This is a genomic window from Micromonospora chokoriensis, assembly GCF_900091505.1.
Classification (GTDB): domain Bacteria; phylum Actinomycetota; class Actinomycetes; order Mycobacteriales; family Micromonosporaceae; genus Micromonospora; species Micromonospora chokoriensis.
The window spans coordinates 6,677,736-6,694,836 of the sequence record NZ_LT607409.1 but is presented as its reverse complement, the minus strand read 5'-3'; the positions used below and the strand labels follow the sequence as shown (position 1 = coordinate 6,694,836).

6 protein-coding genes and 2 pseudogenes are annotated in these 17,101 nt (G+C 67.8%); 6 read left to right on the top strand and 2 right to left on the bottom strand.

Features of this window, described 5'->3' with window-relative positions; genetic code table 11:
• Positions 1–89: 89 nt before the first annotated feature.
• Positions 90–3,206 (bottom strand): DNRLRE domain-containing protein, encoded by a 3,117-nt coding sequence (locus GA0070612_RS30250; RefSeq protein ID WP_088991013.1) that lies wholly within the window; start codon positions 3,204–3,206, stop codon positions 90–92.
• 445 nt (positions 3,207–3,651) lie between these two features.
• On the opposite strand from GA0070612_RS30250, the gene GA0070612_RS30245 reads away from it, so the two are divergent.
• Together GA0070612_RS30245 and GA0070612_RS30240 are read left to right on the top strand one after the other, a co-directional pair.
• Positions 3,652–11,439 (top strand): RHS repeat-associated core domain-containing protein, encoded by a 7,788-nt coding sequence (locus GA0070612_RS30245; RefSeq protein ID WP_088991012.1) that lies wholly within the window; start codon positions 3,652–3,654, stop codon positions 11,437–11,439.
• A gap of 598 nt (positions 11,440–12,037) precedes the next feature.
• Positions 12,038–12,490: pseudogene (locus GA0070612_RS30240) on the top strand (tyrosine-type recombinase/integrase); the annotation flags it as partial.
• A 54-nt stretch (positions 12,491–12,544) separates the two neighbouring features.
• On the opposite strand, the gene GA0070612_RS30235 reads toward GA0070612_RS30240, so the two are convergent.
• Entirely contained in the window at positions 12,545–12,793 is a 249-nt protein-coding gene (locus GA0070612_RS30235; protein WP_088991866.1) for a flavin reductase, read from the bottom strand.
• A gap of 270 nt (positions 12,794–13,063) precedes the next feature.
• On the opposite strand from GA0070612_RS30235, the gene GA0070612_RS30230 reads away from it, so the two are divergent.
• From GA0070612_RS30230 to GA0070612_RS31720, 4 genes and pseudogenes are all read left to right on the top strand, one after another.
• Positions 13,064–13,786: a helix-turn-helix domain-containing protein gene (locus GA0070612_RS30230; protein ID WP_231924733.1), complete on the top strand. Its 723-nt coding sequence runs from the start codon at positions 13,064–13,066 to the stop codon at positions 13,784–13,786.
• On the top strand, positions 13,783–14,256 hold the full coding sequence (locus tag GA0070612_RS30225) for an NUDIX domain-containing protein (protein WP_088991010.1): 474 nt from the start codon (positions 13,783–13,785) through the stop codon (positions 14,254–14,256). The genes GA0070612_RS30230 and GA0070612_RS30225 overlap by 4 nt, the downstream gene beginning before the upstream one ends.
• Positions 14,257–14,260: 4 nt before the next feature.
• Positions 14,261–15,952: pseudogene (locus tag GA0070612_RS30220) on the top strand (RHS repeat-associated core domain-containing protein); the annotation flags it as partial.
• 362 nt (positions 15,953–16,314) lie between these two features.
• Positions 16,315–16,842, top strand: coding sequence for a hypothetical protein (locus tag GA0070612_RS31720; protein ID WP_157742644.1), 528 nt, complete (start codon positions 16,315–16,317; stop codon positions 16,840–16,842).
• Positions 16,843–17,101: the final 259 nt, after the last annotated feature.

Here is a 17,101-nt window from a genome sequence, read left to right as displayed (position 1 = left end):
GCGCAAGCCGCATGCATTGAGGCGCCAGCACACGGCAACGGGCCCGAGTGAACCAGTCACTCGAGCCCGTTGCCGCGCGACGCGGCGGCTCAGCCGAAGGACTTGACCCCGCGCCAGTCGTCGCCCAGGACGACCTTCACCGGCCCGCCGGTGTCGGTCTTGGACGGGTGGTAGATCCGCATCATGCCGTCGGTGCCGGACCGGGTCCAGAAGTCCGGCACCCGGTCTCCGCTGACGTCCGGGATGCTGATCATCGCGCTGATGTTGGCCTCGGACCAGCCCGTCCCGTACGAGACGTCGCCGCTGCGGGAGCCGGCGGCCGACTTGAGCGAGTCCAGGTTCACGCTGCCCGGGAGTGAGCCGGGTTTGCCGTGCCGGACGTACATGTTGCCGTTGTCCATGTTGCGCCAGAGCATGTCCGGCGTGCCGTCCAGGTCGATGTCCGCCACGTTGACGATCTCGCGGCGGGCCCAGGCGGTGCCCTCCATCAGGGTCGCCTCCTGGAAGCTGCCACCGGTGTAGCCGCTCAGCGTCCAGAACGCGGTTCCGGCTCGCAGGATCAGGTCCGGAAGCTTGTCGCCGGTGATGTCACCGACCGCCTTGATCTGGGTCCAGGTCGAGGGTGCCGGTATGGCGGTCCCACCGACGCCGGTGGGCGGCAGGAGGACCCGCAGGCGGCGGTCGACGTCGAAGGTGCCGTACCCGTCGCCCGGGTAGATCCAGAACCCACCGTCGGGGGTACGGGCGAACATGTCGGTAGTGCCGTCGCCGGGATAGACGTCGGCGTACTTGGTGAGCAGGGCTGCCTTGCCGGTGGCCGGGTCGAACCAGTGACCTGTGGGGTTGAGCCTGCCGTCGGCGGTGTAGGAGCCGACGAGCCAGGCGTACAACTCGCCGCCCGTGTCGCCGGCGTAGTTGCGCAGGTTGCCCGAGGAGTCCACGAGGAGCAGGTCGGGAATACCGTCACCGCCCGTGTCACCCGGGCCGTCGGCCGTCGAGCGGGGCGGCACGTAGAACGTGTAGTCGGTGCGGGCGCTGCGGTTACCGACGGTGTCGAACGCGTACACGTGCAGGGTGGTGGGCCCGGCGTGCCGGGGTGCCAGGTTGGGCACGGTGGCCGTGCCGTTGGTGGCCGGGACGGCCACGGCGCCGATGCTCTCGAACGAGTACGTGAAGCTCGCGGCGCCGGAAGCGCTGAACGTGATGGGACCGGTCTCGCCGAACTTGATCGTCGCCCACGTCGCGCCGTCCGGGGTGGCCCGCTTGAAGACGTCGCTGGTGACGTCCGGCGCCGGCGGCGCGGAGGCGTCGATGGTGAGGCGGCACGGCTCGTTGCCGGGTGGGAAGAAGGAGGACGAGGCGCCGGTCGCGTCCTCGGCGCTCACCTCCCAGGAGTAGACCGCCTTGTCCTCCAGGTTGCCCGCGGGGATCGTCAGGCTGGCCTTGCCGTCGCTCGTGGTCGGGACCACGGTGCCCGCCGGAACAGCCGCGCCGTTCTTCCAGAACCGGAAGCGCAGGCTCTTGAGGTTGCCGTCGGCGTCGGAGGACCTCGCGGAGAGCACGACGTTGGTCTTCGCCACCGTCACGCCCGCGCCGGGCCCGGGAACGCAGAGGCCGCCGGGGGAGGTGGCCCCGTCGACCGGCTCGTTGGGCGGCCGGTTGTAGGTGACGCTCAACACCGCGGAGCTGACCTGGAACTTGCGCCAGGTGATCGTGTCGGACTCGCTGGTGGCGCGCATGCCGAGGGTGAGGTTCGACCAGCCGCCGTTGGCAGCGGCCTGGGCGCCCTTCTTCACGTCGAAGCTGACGTAGTCGTCGGCGCAGTTACTGCCGTAACCGTAGGCGAAGGACCGCCGGGACTCCTCCTCCACCCACGCCGGTTGCTTGTTCCAGGTGCTGCCGCTGGAGATGGCGCCGGTGCGCCACAGCTGCATCTCCCGGGCCGTGCACTGCCACGAGTGGTTGTTCAGCACCTTGAAGCTGGCGGCGGTAACCGTCGCACCCTTGATCTTGGTGTCGTAGCCCATGCGCCAGAACGAGCGGGCGCGCAGCGGGGTGTCCTTGTCGTAGCCCACCCGGGCGTCCGTCGTCCCGGAGTTGAAGTTGGTGCCGTTGTAGGTGTTGGTGTTCGGGTGCTGCGAATAGACGGTGGCCCAGGCCTGCTTGCCGCTGGTCATCGTCGGATCCAGGAAGACGGGGAAGAGCACGTCCGCGTCGGTGAGCAGCCCGGTGGCGGCGGCGTCGAGGTGCAGTCGGGCGTCACCCGTGCCGTCACCGTCGAGGCGCGTGGGCATCTGGGCCTGGCGTGCGCCGGGCTCGCCGCCGGCGAGGCCGGACAGCTTCAGCACGTCGGCGGGCGTGGCTACGGCGGTACGGGGGGCGCTGGCGGGTGCCTCGGGGTCGCGTCCCGCGGAGTCCCAGGCGAAGGGGCTGGGGATGGAGCTGACCTCGTCACCGCTGACCTTGTCGAGGGCCTGGACACCGCCGGTCGTCGCGTCCCGGCGGAAGACCACCGAGTCGGACCGCAGTCCGTAGGTGAGGGTGCTGACCGCCTGGATGGTGGCGGCCGCACGGTTCTTGACGATCAGCAGCTGCGCGAAGCCGCCGTCGTCGCGCGCGACGAGGAGCAGGTCCACCCCGGGTCGGACCTCCGGGTAGAGGGCGCGCGGACCGTCGAGCACCGGCTTCGGAAGCCGACCGGGCCAGGTGTACGCGATGGTGTGTCCCTGGACGTCCATCTCGGTCAGGACGGTCGACGCGTCGTCTCGCTGGTCCGGCGCGCTCCCACCGGAGAACCGCATCGGCGTGAAGGCGTTGACGGGGCGGATGGTCAGCCCGTCGGCGGCCGTCCCGTTGCGGGTCAGCGTGTTGTCGACGGCCACCCACTGTCCAGCGGGGTTCTTCGTCCGCTGGGGGGTGGCGTGGGTGGTGGTGCGCAGGTGTCCACTCGGCAGTGCCCAGGTGAGTGAGGTGGCGCTGGTGGCGGTCTCCACGAGCACGTCCGTGCCGGTCCGCAGCGCATCGGCCATCGCGGTCGCCTCGTCGCGCGGGGCGGGGGGCGTCGGCGCGAGGACGCTGTCGCGAGGTTGGTCGGCCCACGGCGTCGGGAGAGGGATCGCGACGAGTGCGGCCAGCAGGACGCCCATGGTGAGGATCAGCCTGGTGCGCGTACGCACGAAGGGGCTGAGCAGGCGAGGCACGGTCACGGCGCTTCTACTCCCCTGGGGGGCCGGCGACAAGGAAGGCACAACAAGTGGCCCCTTTCGGCGGGCCGAGGGGCAAAATGCGAGCACACGATCGCACGACGTGAGGCCTTTTCGTCTATCCCGCCAACGTTATCGATCCGTTACAAGCCTCCTGGCTGTCGCCGCACGTTCAGGCAGATTTTGATCTTGTGTACGGTTTGGTCAGTCGTTTCACGGGCCCCTGGTGGCATCTGCCCTGATGGCCCGGTTCCTGCCGGCCGCAGCCAACTGATCATCAATGGTGGCGTGACCCAGATCACTTCCAGTCCCATCGGTGACGACCGGCTGGCCTTGAGTAGCTGCCACTCCTACCGCAGAGTGCTCACGCACGTGCCGATCCGGTGCGTGCTTTTTCGCGGTCTTCCGCGCCTTCTCGTTCTTTTGCGCCTGGGTGGAGTCGACACGTATGCGTGGTATCGGGTTGCTGTCCCGGCGGTGGCATGGCCGACGGACCTCGACGGAGCAGGGGCGTCGTGCCCGTACGGCGATGGTGCTGTTCCTGTCCACGACGCTCGTCGCGACATCCGTGCCCGCGCCGGCCTGGGCGGTGCCCGGTGCCGGCATGAGCCGCGAGGACACCCAGGTCCAACTGCCCGACATCCCGAAGACCAAGCAGGTCGGTCAGGACGGGGAAGCCGAGACCGCCCTACTCACCGCCGACGAGGTGCCGGTCGTCCCGTACAAGCCCGGTGCCGTCAAGCCGTGGCAGCAGGACTCCGGCGTCGTGGACCTGACCGGCGTCGAGCCCGGCGTGACCAAGCAGGTCGACGATCTGCCCGTCTCGCTCGGCGTACCGGAGGGTGGTGACCCCGCCGCCCTCGCCGGCACCTGGACCGTCGACCTTGCCGCCCCCGAGGCGTCCCAGGCCGCCAGCGTGTCGGGCCTGATCATGAAGATCAGTCCGCCGGCGACCGCCGACCCGGCCGCCGAGGTCGCCCTCGACGTCAACTACTCCGAGTTCGCCGACCTGTACGGGCCGCTGGCCGCCGACCGCTTCGGCGTCATGCTGCTGCCCGACTGCGTCTTCGACGCCCCCGACTCCGGGGACTGCGCCACCGCCGGCAGCAGCGGGATGACGGCGTCCGCGCCCGCCACGGCGAGCGCCCGGACGGTGCCCAGCGAGGTGACGCTGGTGCCGACCAAGAAGGCGTCGGCACGCATCGCGGCCACCGCGGACGAGCCGATGCAGCGGGTGGTCTCGGGCAAGGTGCCCGTGGGCGCGTTGCTCGCGGCGCAGGGTGCGGGCAGCGGCCCGGGTGCCCGCGCTGCCGCGGCGGAAGGGTCGAGCGTCGTCGGGGTGCTGGACACCGGAGCGTCTGCGGCGGGCGACTTCACCGCCACGCCCCTGCTGTCCTCCGGCTCCTGGGCCGCTGGTTCGTCGTCCGGGGCGTTCACCTACTCGTACCAGGTCCAGACCCCCGAGACGGCCGCCGGCCTGATGCCGAAGGTCGCCCTGTCGTACTCCTCGCAGTCGGTGGACGGCCGCACCTCCGCCACCAACAACCAGGCCTCCTGGATCGGCGACGGCTGGGACTACAGCGCGGGCGCGATCACCCGCAGCTACGCCAGTTGCCGGGAGGACTCGAAGAAGCCCGGCGCGAACAACTCCTCGCACCGGACCGCCGACCTCTGCTGGGGCTCGAAGAACAACGCCACCCTGTCGCTCGCCGGCATGACCACCGAGCTGGTCTGGGACGAGGGCAAGAAGGCCTGGTTCACCGCCAACGGTGACGGTTCCAAGGTCGAGTTGGTGAAGGACACCAGCCTGGCGAACGGCGACGCCGACGGCGAGTACTGGATCGTCACCACGCGGGACGGCACCCGCTACCACTTCGGTCGCAACCGCCTGCCGGGCTGGTCCGACCGGGGCAGCGCCGCCGACGACCCGGTCACCAACTCGGTGCTTACCGTGCCGGTGTACGGCAACCACTCCGACGAGGACTGCTACAAGGCGGGCAACTGGGCCGGCTCGGTCTGCACCCAGGCATGGCGGTGGTCCCTCGACTACGTCGAGGACATCCACGGCAACGCGATGAGCCTCTGGTGGGAACGCGAGACGAACCACTACGCCCGGAACTTCAACTTCAAGGACCCGGTCAGCTACGACCGGGGTGGCTACCTGACCCGCATCGACTACGGGCAGCGCCGGGACACCCTCTTCTCGGAGGCGCCGCTGGCGCGGATCGCCTTCAGCGTGGCGGAGCGCTGCTTCGCCGAGGGCTCCCTCACCTGCACCGATGAGAACTTCGCCAGCGCCAAGCCGGACAAGTACCGGATCTGGTACGACACCCCGGCCGACCTGCGCTGTGCCGCCGGCCAGAAGTGTTGGAACGCCTCGCCGTCCTTCTTCACCCGTAAGCGCCTCGACAAAATCACCACCTCGGCGCAGCGGACGTCGGCGAAGACCCTCCAGACCGTTGACGAGTACCAGCTCAAGCAGTCGTTCCCGATCCTGAAGACCGGCCCCAACACCGCCCTGTGGCTGGAGTCGATCACCCGCACCGGCCACGGCAGGAACAACGACAAGATCGCGCTCAACGCGGTGCGCTTCGAATCCAACACCGAGGAGATGCCGAACCGCGTCAAGCGGGACAACCGCCCCGGCTTCGCCCGGCTGCGTATCGCCCGGGTCATCAACGAGTACGGCGGCGAGACCGTCATCAACTACAAGGCGCCGGTGGGCGACTGCGACAAGGGCACCGGCCTGCCCGGCAAGAGCGACACCGCGGCGCTGAAGGCCAACGACCGGTTCTGCTACCCGGCCTTCTGGCATCCGGACCCGGCCGTCGAGGACATCGACTGGTTCCAGAAGTACGTCGTCGACAGCGTCGAGGAACTCCCCAACCTGGACGGCGCGTTCACCACGACCACCCGGTACGCGTACGGCACGCCGGCCTGGCGGCTCGCCGAACAGGAGTTCACCAAGAAGTCGACCCGCACGTACTCCCAGTTCGCCGGGGTCGACCAGGTCACCGTCTACACCGGCGCGGACGATCCCGACATCGGCAGCAAGCGGACCAAGTCCGTCACCCGGTACTTCCGGGGCCTGGGTGACAACGTCTCCGTCCGGGACGTGACCGAGGCCGAGATCGCCAAGGACCGGGAGGCCTTCGCCGGCCGGGTCGCCGAGGAGTTGACGTACGCCGACGCCGGCGACGCCGACACCAACTGGCTCACCCGCAGCGTCACGTACCCCGCCGCGCAGGAACTCGCGTCCCGCACCCGCGACGACGGGCTCAGCCCGCTGAAGGCCTGGCGGGTCACGGAGCCTCGGCAGGCCTCGTACACCCGGTCCTCCGGCACCGGCGACGACACCCGGACCCTGCGGACCGTCGAGACGAGGACGAAGTTCGACGAGGACTCCGGCCTGCCGGAACTCATCGAGTCGCTTGGTGACACCGACAAGACCGGCGACGAGTCGTGCACCGAGGTGCACTACCTCAACCGTGAGGACAAGAACCTCATCGGGCTGACCAAGCAGATCCGGACCAGCCCGACGACCTGCGCCGACGCGACCTTCGACGACCTGAAGACGCTCAGCTCCGCCGGCCGGGTCGCCTACGACGGCCAGGCGTACGACGTCGCCCTGGGCGCGTCGACCCGCGGCCTGGCCACCCAGACCTGGTCGCTGAAGGGCGACGGCACGGGCTTCCAGCCCGACGGCACCACCGGCTTCGACGCCATCGGTCGCGTGGTCAGCAACACCGACCCGGACGGCAAGACCTCAAAGATCACCTACACGCCGTCCACCGGCCAGGCCACCAGCGTCACCGAGGAGAACTCGCTGGGGCACAAGCAGACCCGGGAGTTGGATCCGGGCCGCGCCGTCACGGTGAAGACCACCGACCTGAACAACCGGGTCAGCGAGGCGAAGTACGACGCGCTGGGCCGCCTCGTCGAGGCGTGGGGCCCCGGGCGTACCCCGTCGTCCGCTGCCGTCCCGGACTTCCGGGCCCAGTACGTCGTGCCCGCCGGGAAACCACCGGTCATCACCACCTTCAGCCGGGGGCACGAGAACCGGATCCAGACCTCCGTCACGATCTACGACGGCCTGGGCCGCGAACGGCAGACCCAGGAGGAGGCCACCGGCGGCGGCCGACTGATCACCGACACGGAGTACAACAGCTCCGGCGAGGTGTGGCGGACCAACAACGCGTACCTTGCCAACGGCTCGCCCGGCGGCCAACTGTTCACGCCGTTCGTGGACCCCGACAACCCCGGGCCCGTACCGAACGCCACCCTCTACACCTACGACGGCCTCGGCCGGGTCACCCAGGAACTGCCCGTCCTGAACGGCGTCGAACAGCCGAACCGGGCCACCCGCTACGTGTACGGCGCCGACCACTCCACAGTGGTCAACCCGGCGGGTGCGACCTCGTACCGGATGTTCACCGACGCCCTGGGCCGGACCACCCGGGTCGACACCTTCACCAACAGCGCCCGCACCGAGTTCACCAGCATGCGCTACCAGCACGACGCGCGTGGTCAGCTCGCGCAGGCCACCCACTCGGCCAGCCCGACCCGCCCGTGGACCTGGACGTACGACCAGCGCGGCCGGATGGACAGCTCCACCGACCCGGACTCCGGCACCACCCGGATCACGTACGACCACCGGGACCGGCAGCTGACCTCCACCAACGCCCGCGGCGTCACCGTCTGGAACGGCTACGACCAGCTGTCCCGCCCGACGTCTCAGCGGCTCGGCAGCAGCACCGGCACGCTCCTGGGTGAGTTCACCTACGACACCGTCGCCAATGGCAAGGGCCTGCCGGCCAGCGCCACCCGCTACACCGACGGCCTGCCGTACACCCAGCGGGTCAACAGCTACAGCGACGACTACCAGCCCACGTCGACGACCCTCACGCTGCCGCAGTCCATCGCCGACACCTGGGGGCTGCGGACCTCGTACACCTACGACAGCACCTACACCGACACCGGTCTGCCCGAGTCGTCGACCCTGCCCGCCGTCGGCAGCCTGCCGTCGGAGAAGCTCCTCGTCCGCTACACCAAGGACGGTCTGCCGCTCTCGGTGTCCGGCAACAACTGGTACGGCGCGGAGACCGTCTACTCGCCGTACGGGCAGGTGCTGCGCTCCACCCTCGGCGCCCAGCCGTACCGGGTGTGGACGATGGCCTCGTACGACGACGCGAGCGGCGCCCTCAACAGCCAGCAGGTCTACCGCGAGCAGACCGGCGACAAGAGCATCGTCGGCGGCAACCTCGTCTCCAACCGCTCCTACGCCTACGACGACGCCGGCAACGTCCTCGCGATCCGCGAGGAGGCGACCGGCATCGAGGAGCGGCAGTGCTTCCAGTACGCGCTCGGCCGGCTGAAGACGGCCTGGACCGCCAAGAACCAGGCGCTGTGCTCCCCGGGCCCGGTCAACACCGACGGCACCCTCAACGTGGCCGCCGGCACTGACAAGTCCGGCTACTGGCAGGAGTACGAGTACGACCTGCTCGGTAACCGCACCAAGCTGGTGGAGAAGGACCTGACCGGCGCCACCGCCAAGGACGCCACCACCACGTACACCTATGGCAAGGCCGACGGCAGCCAGCCGCGCACCCTCACCAAGGCCACCAAGAACTACCTCACCCCGGCCGGCGCCGCGATCACCGCAGCCGCCGAGCGGCTGTACGAGCTGACCGGCGAGACGAAGTCCGTCACCTCCCTGCAGAACGGTGACCAGCAGACCCTGTCGTGGACGTACGACGGCCAGGTCGAGCGGATCGCCGGCGAGGGCACCAAGGGCCGGAGCCCGTACGTCGGCCTGGCCGACAAGTGCCTCGACCTCAGCAACGGGCTCGCCGTCCCCAACCAGCCCCTGATGCTGTACCCGTGCAACGAGTCACCCGCGCAAAAGTGGGCCTTCGCCGCCACGCCCAACCAGAGCAACCCGAACCTGGGCACGCTGGCTGCGTACGACACCTGGTGTGTGCAGCCGGCCGCCAACACCGCGGGCTCGGTCTTCGCCGTGCAGAGCTGCACGGGCGCGGCGGGTCAGCAGGTGGAACGCCTGTCGACCGGTCAGCTCAAGCACACCGCCTCCGGCCTCTGCGTCGCCGTCAAGGACGCCGCGACCGCCGACGGCACGCCGATCGTGTTGGCGGCGTGCGCCACAGTGCCCGCGCAGCAGTGGGAGGCGCAGGACGAGACCCGGCACATCTACGGGCCGGGTGGCACGCGTCTGCTGACGATCCAGCAGCGGCAGGCCACCCTGAACCTGGGTGAGGCGCAGCTGACCGTGCAGCGGGGCGGGGTGCAGGTTTCCGTCCAGCGCTCGTACGCCGTGCCGGGTGGCACCGTGGTGCGTTACGCGAACCGTGCCGTCGCCGGCTCCCATCTGTTGGCCCTGGCCGGTGACCATCAGGGCAGCACGTATGCCGAGGTCGGCATGTACGACACGGCGATGCCGGTGCGGATCCGGAAACAGGATCCGTTCGGCAACCAGCGGGGCAGCGCTCCGCTCGCCGTCAACATGCAGAACAACACCGGTTTCCTCGGTGCGGTCCGTGATGACGCTTCGGGTTTCACCCCGCTTGGTGCGCGTCTGTACGACCCGACGGTGGGGCGGTTCCTGTCCGCGGACCCGGTCCTGGACCTGGCCGACCCGGCGCAGTCCAACGGGTACGCGTATGCCCACAACAATCCGGTGACCCACTCGGACCCGTCGGGTCTGTCGGTGGCGTTGACCGCGTCGGAGACGGCGGCGGCGTTGGCCGGTGCGGGTCTGTCGGCGGCGATGGTGTCGCAGGCGCAGGCGAACATGGGCCGGTCGCTGATGTCGGTGGTGCTCGACTCGGCCTGGTACATCCTCAAGGAGTTCATCGGCATCAACGACGCCATGAACTGCTTCGGCGGTGACATGTGGGCCTGCGGCAGCTTGATCATCGGGGCGATTCCGTGGGCCAAGCTCGGCAAGATCCCGGCGGTGATGCGGGCGGTCAACCGGACGATCGACGCGATCCAGGCGTGGCGGGCAGCGAAGCGGGCTGCTGAGGCGGTGCTGGCTGCCGCCCGGGCGGCGGAGACAGCCGCGTTGAACGCCAAGAAGCTGGCGATCGAGCGGGCGAAGAAGGCCGCGCAGGCAGCCAAGAAGAAGGCCGCCGACAAGGTCAACACGACGAGCAACAAGGCGACACAGGCGTCGAAGAAGACGGGTAACCCGGTCCAGAAACAGGCCCAGGCGAAGGGCAATCCGAAGGGATCGTCGGCCGGATCGAGCGGTGCCGGCAAGTCCGGCGGTAACAAGAGTTCCGGCGGTGCCGGCAAGGGCGACGCTAAGCCCGGTGGTGCGTCGGGTGCTTCCGGTCGCAGTAGTGGCGGTACCAGCGGAGGTGGCGGTGCCGGCAAGCCCGACGGCGAGTGCCTCACCAACAGTTTCGTGCCCGGCACCAAGGTGCTCATGGCCGACGGATCGACGAAGCCGATCGAGGATGTCGAGCCGGGTGACAAGGTCCAGGTGACTGATCCGGAGACGGGTCGGGTCGAGGTGGAGACGGTCACCGCCGCGATCACGGGTGAGGGTGTCAAGAACCTGGTGAAGGTCACCATCGACACCGACGGTGAGCAGGGGTCGGACACGGCCGAGGTCACGGCGACCGACGGTCACCCGTTCTGGGTGCCGGAGCTGAACGAGTGGGTCGACGCCACCGACCTGCGAACCGGCCAGATGCTGCGAACCAGCGCCGGCACCCTCGTGCAGATCACGGCAATCGAGCGCTGGACCACGGAGTGGGCTACCGTCCACAACCTCACCGTCGCCAACATCCACACGTACTATGTGATAGCCGGTGATGCACCGGTCCTCGTCCACAACTGCCGCGGCAAGGCAACGGTGCGTTGGGACGAAGATATGGAGCATGCCACGATTCGGGTAGAGGGTGGCGGCAGGTCGCTGGAGACTGAACAAGTAATCCCAGGATGGGATGGGGTAGGAAGCCCAAATGGTCTCCCGACGACGGGTGCGCGAGCGGAGTCACTTGGTCCAAACGTTATTGAGCGAACCTTCGATGTTCCTGACGTAGGAGCGGCCATGCGCGCACAGCAAAGCTCAATTGGAGCGGACCTCGGCGGCTATGACGGCATCCACAATAGTTGCGTAACATACTGCGTGTCGATTTTGCGAGCTGGTGGCGTGGATATACCAGCGGGAGCGCGAGGAATGGTTGCGCTCAAAAGGACTTTAGGCTAGGGGCTACGTTGCTGGATCAAGAGGAACATCACGACGCTGTTCTTGCGGAGATCCTTTTAAGTAAGAGGGTTGGTCTAGCGCATGTTCGGCTCGTTGGGGACGTTATTTCGACCAGGGCGCAATTAAGCATGATCCTGCAGGGCGCAGTCGGTCTTTCGTTCGACCAGAGAGCAGAGCTTGTCGAAGAGGTCCTTGGTCTAGAGGATGCTTACCGGGATGCGTGGAAAAAGGTGTCCTCTGGCGCTTACGCTCAAAATCGCGTGGAGTATCTTGCTGCTCTTGACGATACGCTGAGAGGTGCTGTGGAGGGAATGTCAAGAATTCTCCGACGGCTTGGCGGGAGTTCGTAGTGGATAGGTATCGAGCTGCTCGGGATGGGCTTTCCCAAGGCGCTGCAGACGGGCGTGGCAATCCTCGCGGGAGAAGGTGAATCCACAATAAGGCGCTTACCGGCGCGGCGTAACGCTAAAGGCGGCTCGAAGGAGCCAGGCCGGGTATCTGGTAAATCGTTGGCCTGGCCCTTCGAGTCTAATTTCCGACGACTGCGTACGGTGACCGAATGCTGTCGACGGCTGCGCTTCCTCTGTGCTGGTTGCTGCCCTCGGCGGACGCCTCACAACGGCGGATCCTGCTACCCCGCGACTGCATCACCTCGCTGACCCGCTACCGCTACCGCCAAGGCCAGGACATCGACCGGCGGGAAGCCGGCGACACCTTGGCAGATCTCGACCTGGTGTTCGCCTCAACTACGGGCCGTCCGCTCGGCCCCGCCAACGTGCATCGCCAGCACGAGACAATCTGCTACCTCGCCGAGGTCCGCTACATCCGCTTCCACGACCTCCGACACACCTGCGCCACGCTGCTGCTGGAACAGGGCGTCGAACTCGTCACCATCAAGGAACTCCTCGGCCACGCCCGGCTGCACGTCACCGCCGACATCTACGCCCACGTCCGACCCCGCCTGCACCGTAATGCCATCGAAGCCATGAACCGAGCCCTACACCCCGACGACACCGACCCAGACGACGACACCCCACCCGCCGACGACTGACACCCGACCAGCGGCGCCCCGACCCGGACCCATGATCCTGGTCGGGGCGCCCCGCTACTCGCTGCGCAGCACCGCCGAGCGTGGCCAGGCGAGGAACCGCGCGTGCAACACCCCCGACGGGGAGTGCGGCAGGTCCTCGCACGCCTGCACCAGGTACGCCGACAGGTGCAGCATCAGCGACACCCGCGCACCGGTGAACTCCGCCACGAGCTGCCGCTTGCGTGTCCGACACGGCCACGCCGCGCCGCACCCCGCGCAGATCCACTGCGGCCGTACCGGCTGATGCACCGACACCCACCCCACCACCCCTCCGGAACGTTGAAAGGGGGAAGGGACTGCCGCCGACACCCGAACCGACCGCATCCCGGGCCGGCGACAACCCCTTCCCCTGGCACCCACCTGCCCGGCGAATCTGCCGCAAGCGAACCAGCGAGGCCCTGCCGCTGAACCTATAAACCAGCCTCGGGCACCCCAACGTCCCGACGGACACCACCCCGGACACTTCCACGACCCTGGTGCGTCCCGCTGTGTCCACTACCGTGGGACGGTATGAGTCACCGCCTCCGCGCGGCCATGCTCCGCGCCCACCTCGACCCCGCCGCCCTCGCCACAGCCGTCGGTGTCGACGTCAAGACCGTCACCCGGTGGCTCGCCGGCCGCGTCCCGCACCAACGCACCCGCCTCGCCGTCGCCGACGCCCTCGGCGAGACCGAAGCCGACCTGTGGCCCCAGACCCGCCCCGACCAGGCACCGGGCGCGGAAGCCACCGCCGAGGTCGTCGCCGCCTACGCCCACCGCGCCGACATCCCCCACCACGTCTGGGCAGCCCTCCTCGCCGGCGCCACCAGCCGGATCGACCTGCTCGGCTACGCCTACCCGTTCCTCCTAGAGCTGCTGCCCAACACCATGCAACTCATCACCGACAAGGCCGCCAACGGCGCCCGGTTCCGGCTCGCATTCGCCGACCCCGACTGCCCGCACGTGGCTGAACGCGACGCCCTTGAACAGATCGGCGGCACTCTGCCTGGCCGGATCCGCAACGCCCTCAACTTCTGCGAACCCCTCCACGGCGTGCCAGGGGTGGAGATCGGCCTGCACACCGTGCACCTGTACAACTCGGTGTTCCGCTTCGACCACCAGATGATCGTCACCCCACACCTGTACCGCGCCCGCGGCTACCAACACCCCGCCCTGCACCTGCGCGAACTCTCCCCGCACGGCATCTTCGCCGCCCACGCCGACCAGTTCGAACAGATCTGGCAAACCACCACCGCCTACCCCAAGGAGACCCGGTGACCGGCCGGCGCGACTACTACCACGACCCCCAGGCACCCGCCGCGAACAGCCTCGTCCCCGGCGCCGCCGCCCTCGTCACCGACGTGCAAGGCCGCGTCCTGCTGCAACGGCGCACCGACTCTGGCAACTGGGCACTACCCGGCGGCGCCATGGACATCGGCGAAACCCTTCAACAGTGCGCCGTCCGTGAGGTCAAGGAAGAGACCGGCCTTGACGTCGAGATCACCGGCCTGCTCGGCATCTACACCGACCCGGCGCACGTCATCGCATACGCCGACGGTGAGGTGCGGCAGGAGTTCACCGTGACCTACCTCGCGCGAGTCACCGACGGCACGCTGACCGTTAGCGACGAGTCCACCGAGGTCCGCTTCATCCACCCCACCGACTTCGACCACATCCCCATCCACGACACCGTCCGCCTCCGCCTCCACCACCACGCCCAGCGCCGCGACACCCCCTACCTCGGATAACGCCACGACCCGGCACATCTACGGGCCGGGTGGCACGCGTCTGCTGACGATCCAGCAGCGGCAGGCCACCCTGAACCTGGGCGAGGCGCAGCTGACGGTGCAGCGGGGCGGGGTGCAGGTTTCCGTCCAGCGCTCGTACGCCGCGCCGGGTGGCACCGTGGTGCGTTACGCGAACCGTGCCGTCGCCGGCTCCCATCTGTTGGCCCTGGCCGGTGACCATCAGGGCAGCACGTATGCCGAGGTCGGCATGTACGACACGGCGATGCCGGTGCGGATCCGGAAACAGGATCCGTTCGGCAACCAGCGGGGCAGCGCTCCGCTCGCCGTCAACATGCAGAACAACACCGGTTTCCTCGGTGCGGTCCGTGATGACGCTTCGGGTTTCACCCCGCTTGGTGCGCGTCTGTACGACCCGACGGTGGGGCGGTTCCTGTCCGCGGACCCGGTCCTGGACCTGGCCGACCCGGCGCAGTCCAACGGGTACGCGTATGCCCACAACAATCCGGTGACCCACTCGGACCCGTCGGGTCTGTCGGTGGCGTTGACCGCGTCGGAGACGGCGGCGGCGTTGGCCGGTGCGGGTCTGTCGGCGGCGATGGTGTCGCAGGCGCAGGCGAACATGGGCCGGTCGCTGATGTCGGTGGTGCTCGACTCGGCCTGGTACATCCTCAAGGAGTTCATCGGCATCAACGACGCCATGAACTGCTTCGGCGGTGACATGTGGGCCTGCGGCAGCTTGATCATCGGGGCGATTCCGTGGGCCAAGCTCGGCAAGATCCCGGCGGTGATGCGGGCGGTCAACCGGACGATCGACGCGATCCAGGCGTGGCGGGCAGCGAAGCGGGCTGCTGAGGCGGTGCTGGCTGCCGCCCGGGCGGCGGAGACAGCCGCGTTGAACGCCAAGAAGCTGGCGATCGAGCGGGCGAAGAAGGCCGCGCAGGCAGCCAAGAAGAAGGCCGCCGACAAGGTCAACACGACGAGCAACAAGGCGACACAGGCGTCGAAGAAGACGGGTAACCCGGTCCAGAAACAGGCCCAGGCGAAGGGCAATCCGAAGGGATCGTCGGCCGGATCGAGCGGTGCCGGCAAGTCCGGCGGTAACAAGAGTTCCGGCGGTGCCGGCAAGGGCGACGCTAAGCCCGGTGGTGCATCGGGTGCTTCCGGTCGCAGTAATGGCGGAACCAGCGGAGGCGGCGGCGCCGGCAAGCCTGACGCCGGCGGTTCGTGCCCGACAGACGGCAATAGTTTCGTCCCTGGCACCAAGGTTCTGATGGCCGACGGGTCAACGAAGCCGATCGAGGACGTCAAGCCGGGCGACAAGGTCCAGGTGACCGATCCGGAGACGGGTCGGGTCGAGGTGGAGACGGTCACCGCCGCGATCACGGGTGAGGGTGTCAAGCACCTGGTGAAGGTCACCATCGACACCGACGGTGACCGGGGTTCGGACACGGCCGAGGTCACGGCGACCGACGGTCACCCGTTCTGGGTGCCGGAGCTGGACGAATGGGTCGACGCCACCGACCTGCGATCCGGTCAGATGCTGCGCACCAGCGCCGGCACCCTCGTGCAGATCACGGCAATCGAGCGCTGGAGCACCGAGTGGGCCACCGTCCACAACCTGACCGTCGCCAACACCCACACGTACTATGTAATCGCCGGCACCACACCGGTCCTCGTCCACAACTGCGGCGGCGGTGTCGATCATCGTGGAAACCCGTGCTCGTGTAATATCGCGGACGACAACTATCGCGGCAGGTTCAACGCTGACCTTGCAAAGAATGGGCAGCCGAGATTGCCAAGAGACTGGGATGCGCACCACGCAATTCCCCAGTATTACAGGAACCATCCTGAGTTCGATGACTTCGACTTCGATTCCCCGGCAAATATGCGCGGGGTTCAAGGATCGAGGGCTGGACCCGGAAACAATATTCATCAGCAGATTACGAATATGTGGGCGGATTTCCAGAGAGCCGCACCAAATGCTTCACGATCCTCAATTGAGATGTTCGCGGGGCATATAGACAACCTATTCGGACAGCATTACTGGAAGTAGGATCAATGAGTGGGATCGCCGGATGGAAGACGAACGTCCGCGCTGAGCTCGATCGGCTCGGCCAAGTGTTTGAGGCCCGCTTCGGCTACCCACTCGAAGACGGCGCGAACTTCGTCAGTGACGCCGACCAGGTGGCTCAGGCTGGCGGGAGTAAGCCGCTGCTTCCGCCAGCGCTGGCCCTGTTCTATGACGAGGTCGGCGAGGTGTCCCTCCCGGACATCCACAACGGATACTTTATCCATCCGGCGAGCAGGTTTCCATCATCCGTTGATTGGGGCCTACCGGTCCGGGTTGAAGCGGACTCGATCGGAAGCGTCGCAACATTTGGATCGGACGGCGGCGGCGGCTTCTTCTCCTTGGTTTCGGCAGACTGTTCTGCCTACTACCTACCGCCGGGGCAAGTCGTGGATGGGATCTATAGCGGCGGTCTCGGCGAGCCTCGAAAGATTGCGCATGACTTGTCTGAGTTTCTAGATCGACTGCTCGTCGTCATACGCGATTTTGTGGCCAGGGGTCGAACGCCCGGGCTGTAGGAAGAATGGCGTCCGCAACGCGCAATTAACAAGTGCCGAGCAATCGACTCCTGCAAATTTCAGCGGTGCGCGTTCTCTGCGACTGGCATGCAACGCTCCGTTGTTGATTGTTAACCTTGTGCGCCGTGGGGTGTGGTTGTGCGCGCGGGTTGCTGTCACGGTTGCTGTCAGGTACATGGCATGTATGCCAATGCGTGGATGTGAGATTCGTCCAGATGCCGCAACGAGCGCCGGGGCCTTCGTGCAGATCGGAGTAATC

What these genes read in the sequence shown, in the direction of transcription:
- GA0070612_RS30230 (WP_231924733.1), top strand. Translation starts at nt 13,064, where the DNA reads ATGCTCCGCGCCCACCTCGACCCCGCCGCCCTCGCCACAGCCGTCGGT.
- GA0070612_RS30245 (WP_088991012.1), top strand. Translation starts at nt 3,652, where the DNA reads ATGCGTGGTATCGGGTTGCTGTCCCGGCGGTGGCATGGCCGACGGACC.
- GA0070612_RS31720 (WP_157742644.1), top strand. Translation starts at nt 16,315, where the DNA reads ATGAGTGGGATCGCCGGATGGAAGACGAACGTCCGCGCTGAGCTCGAT.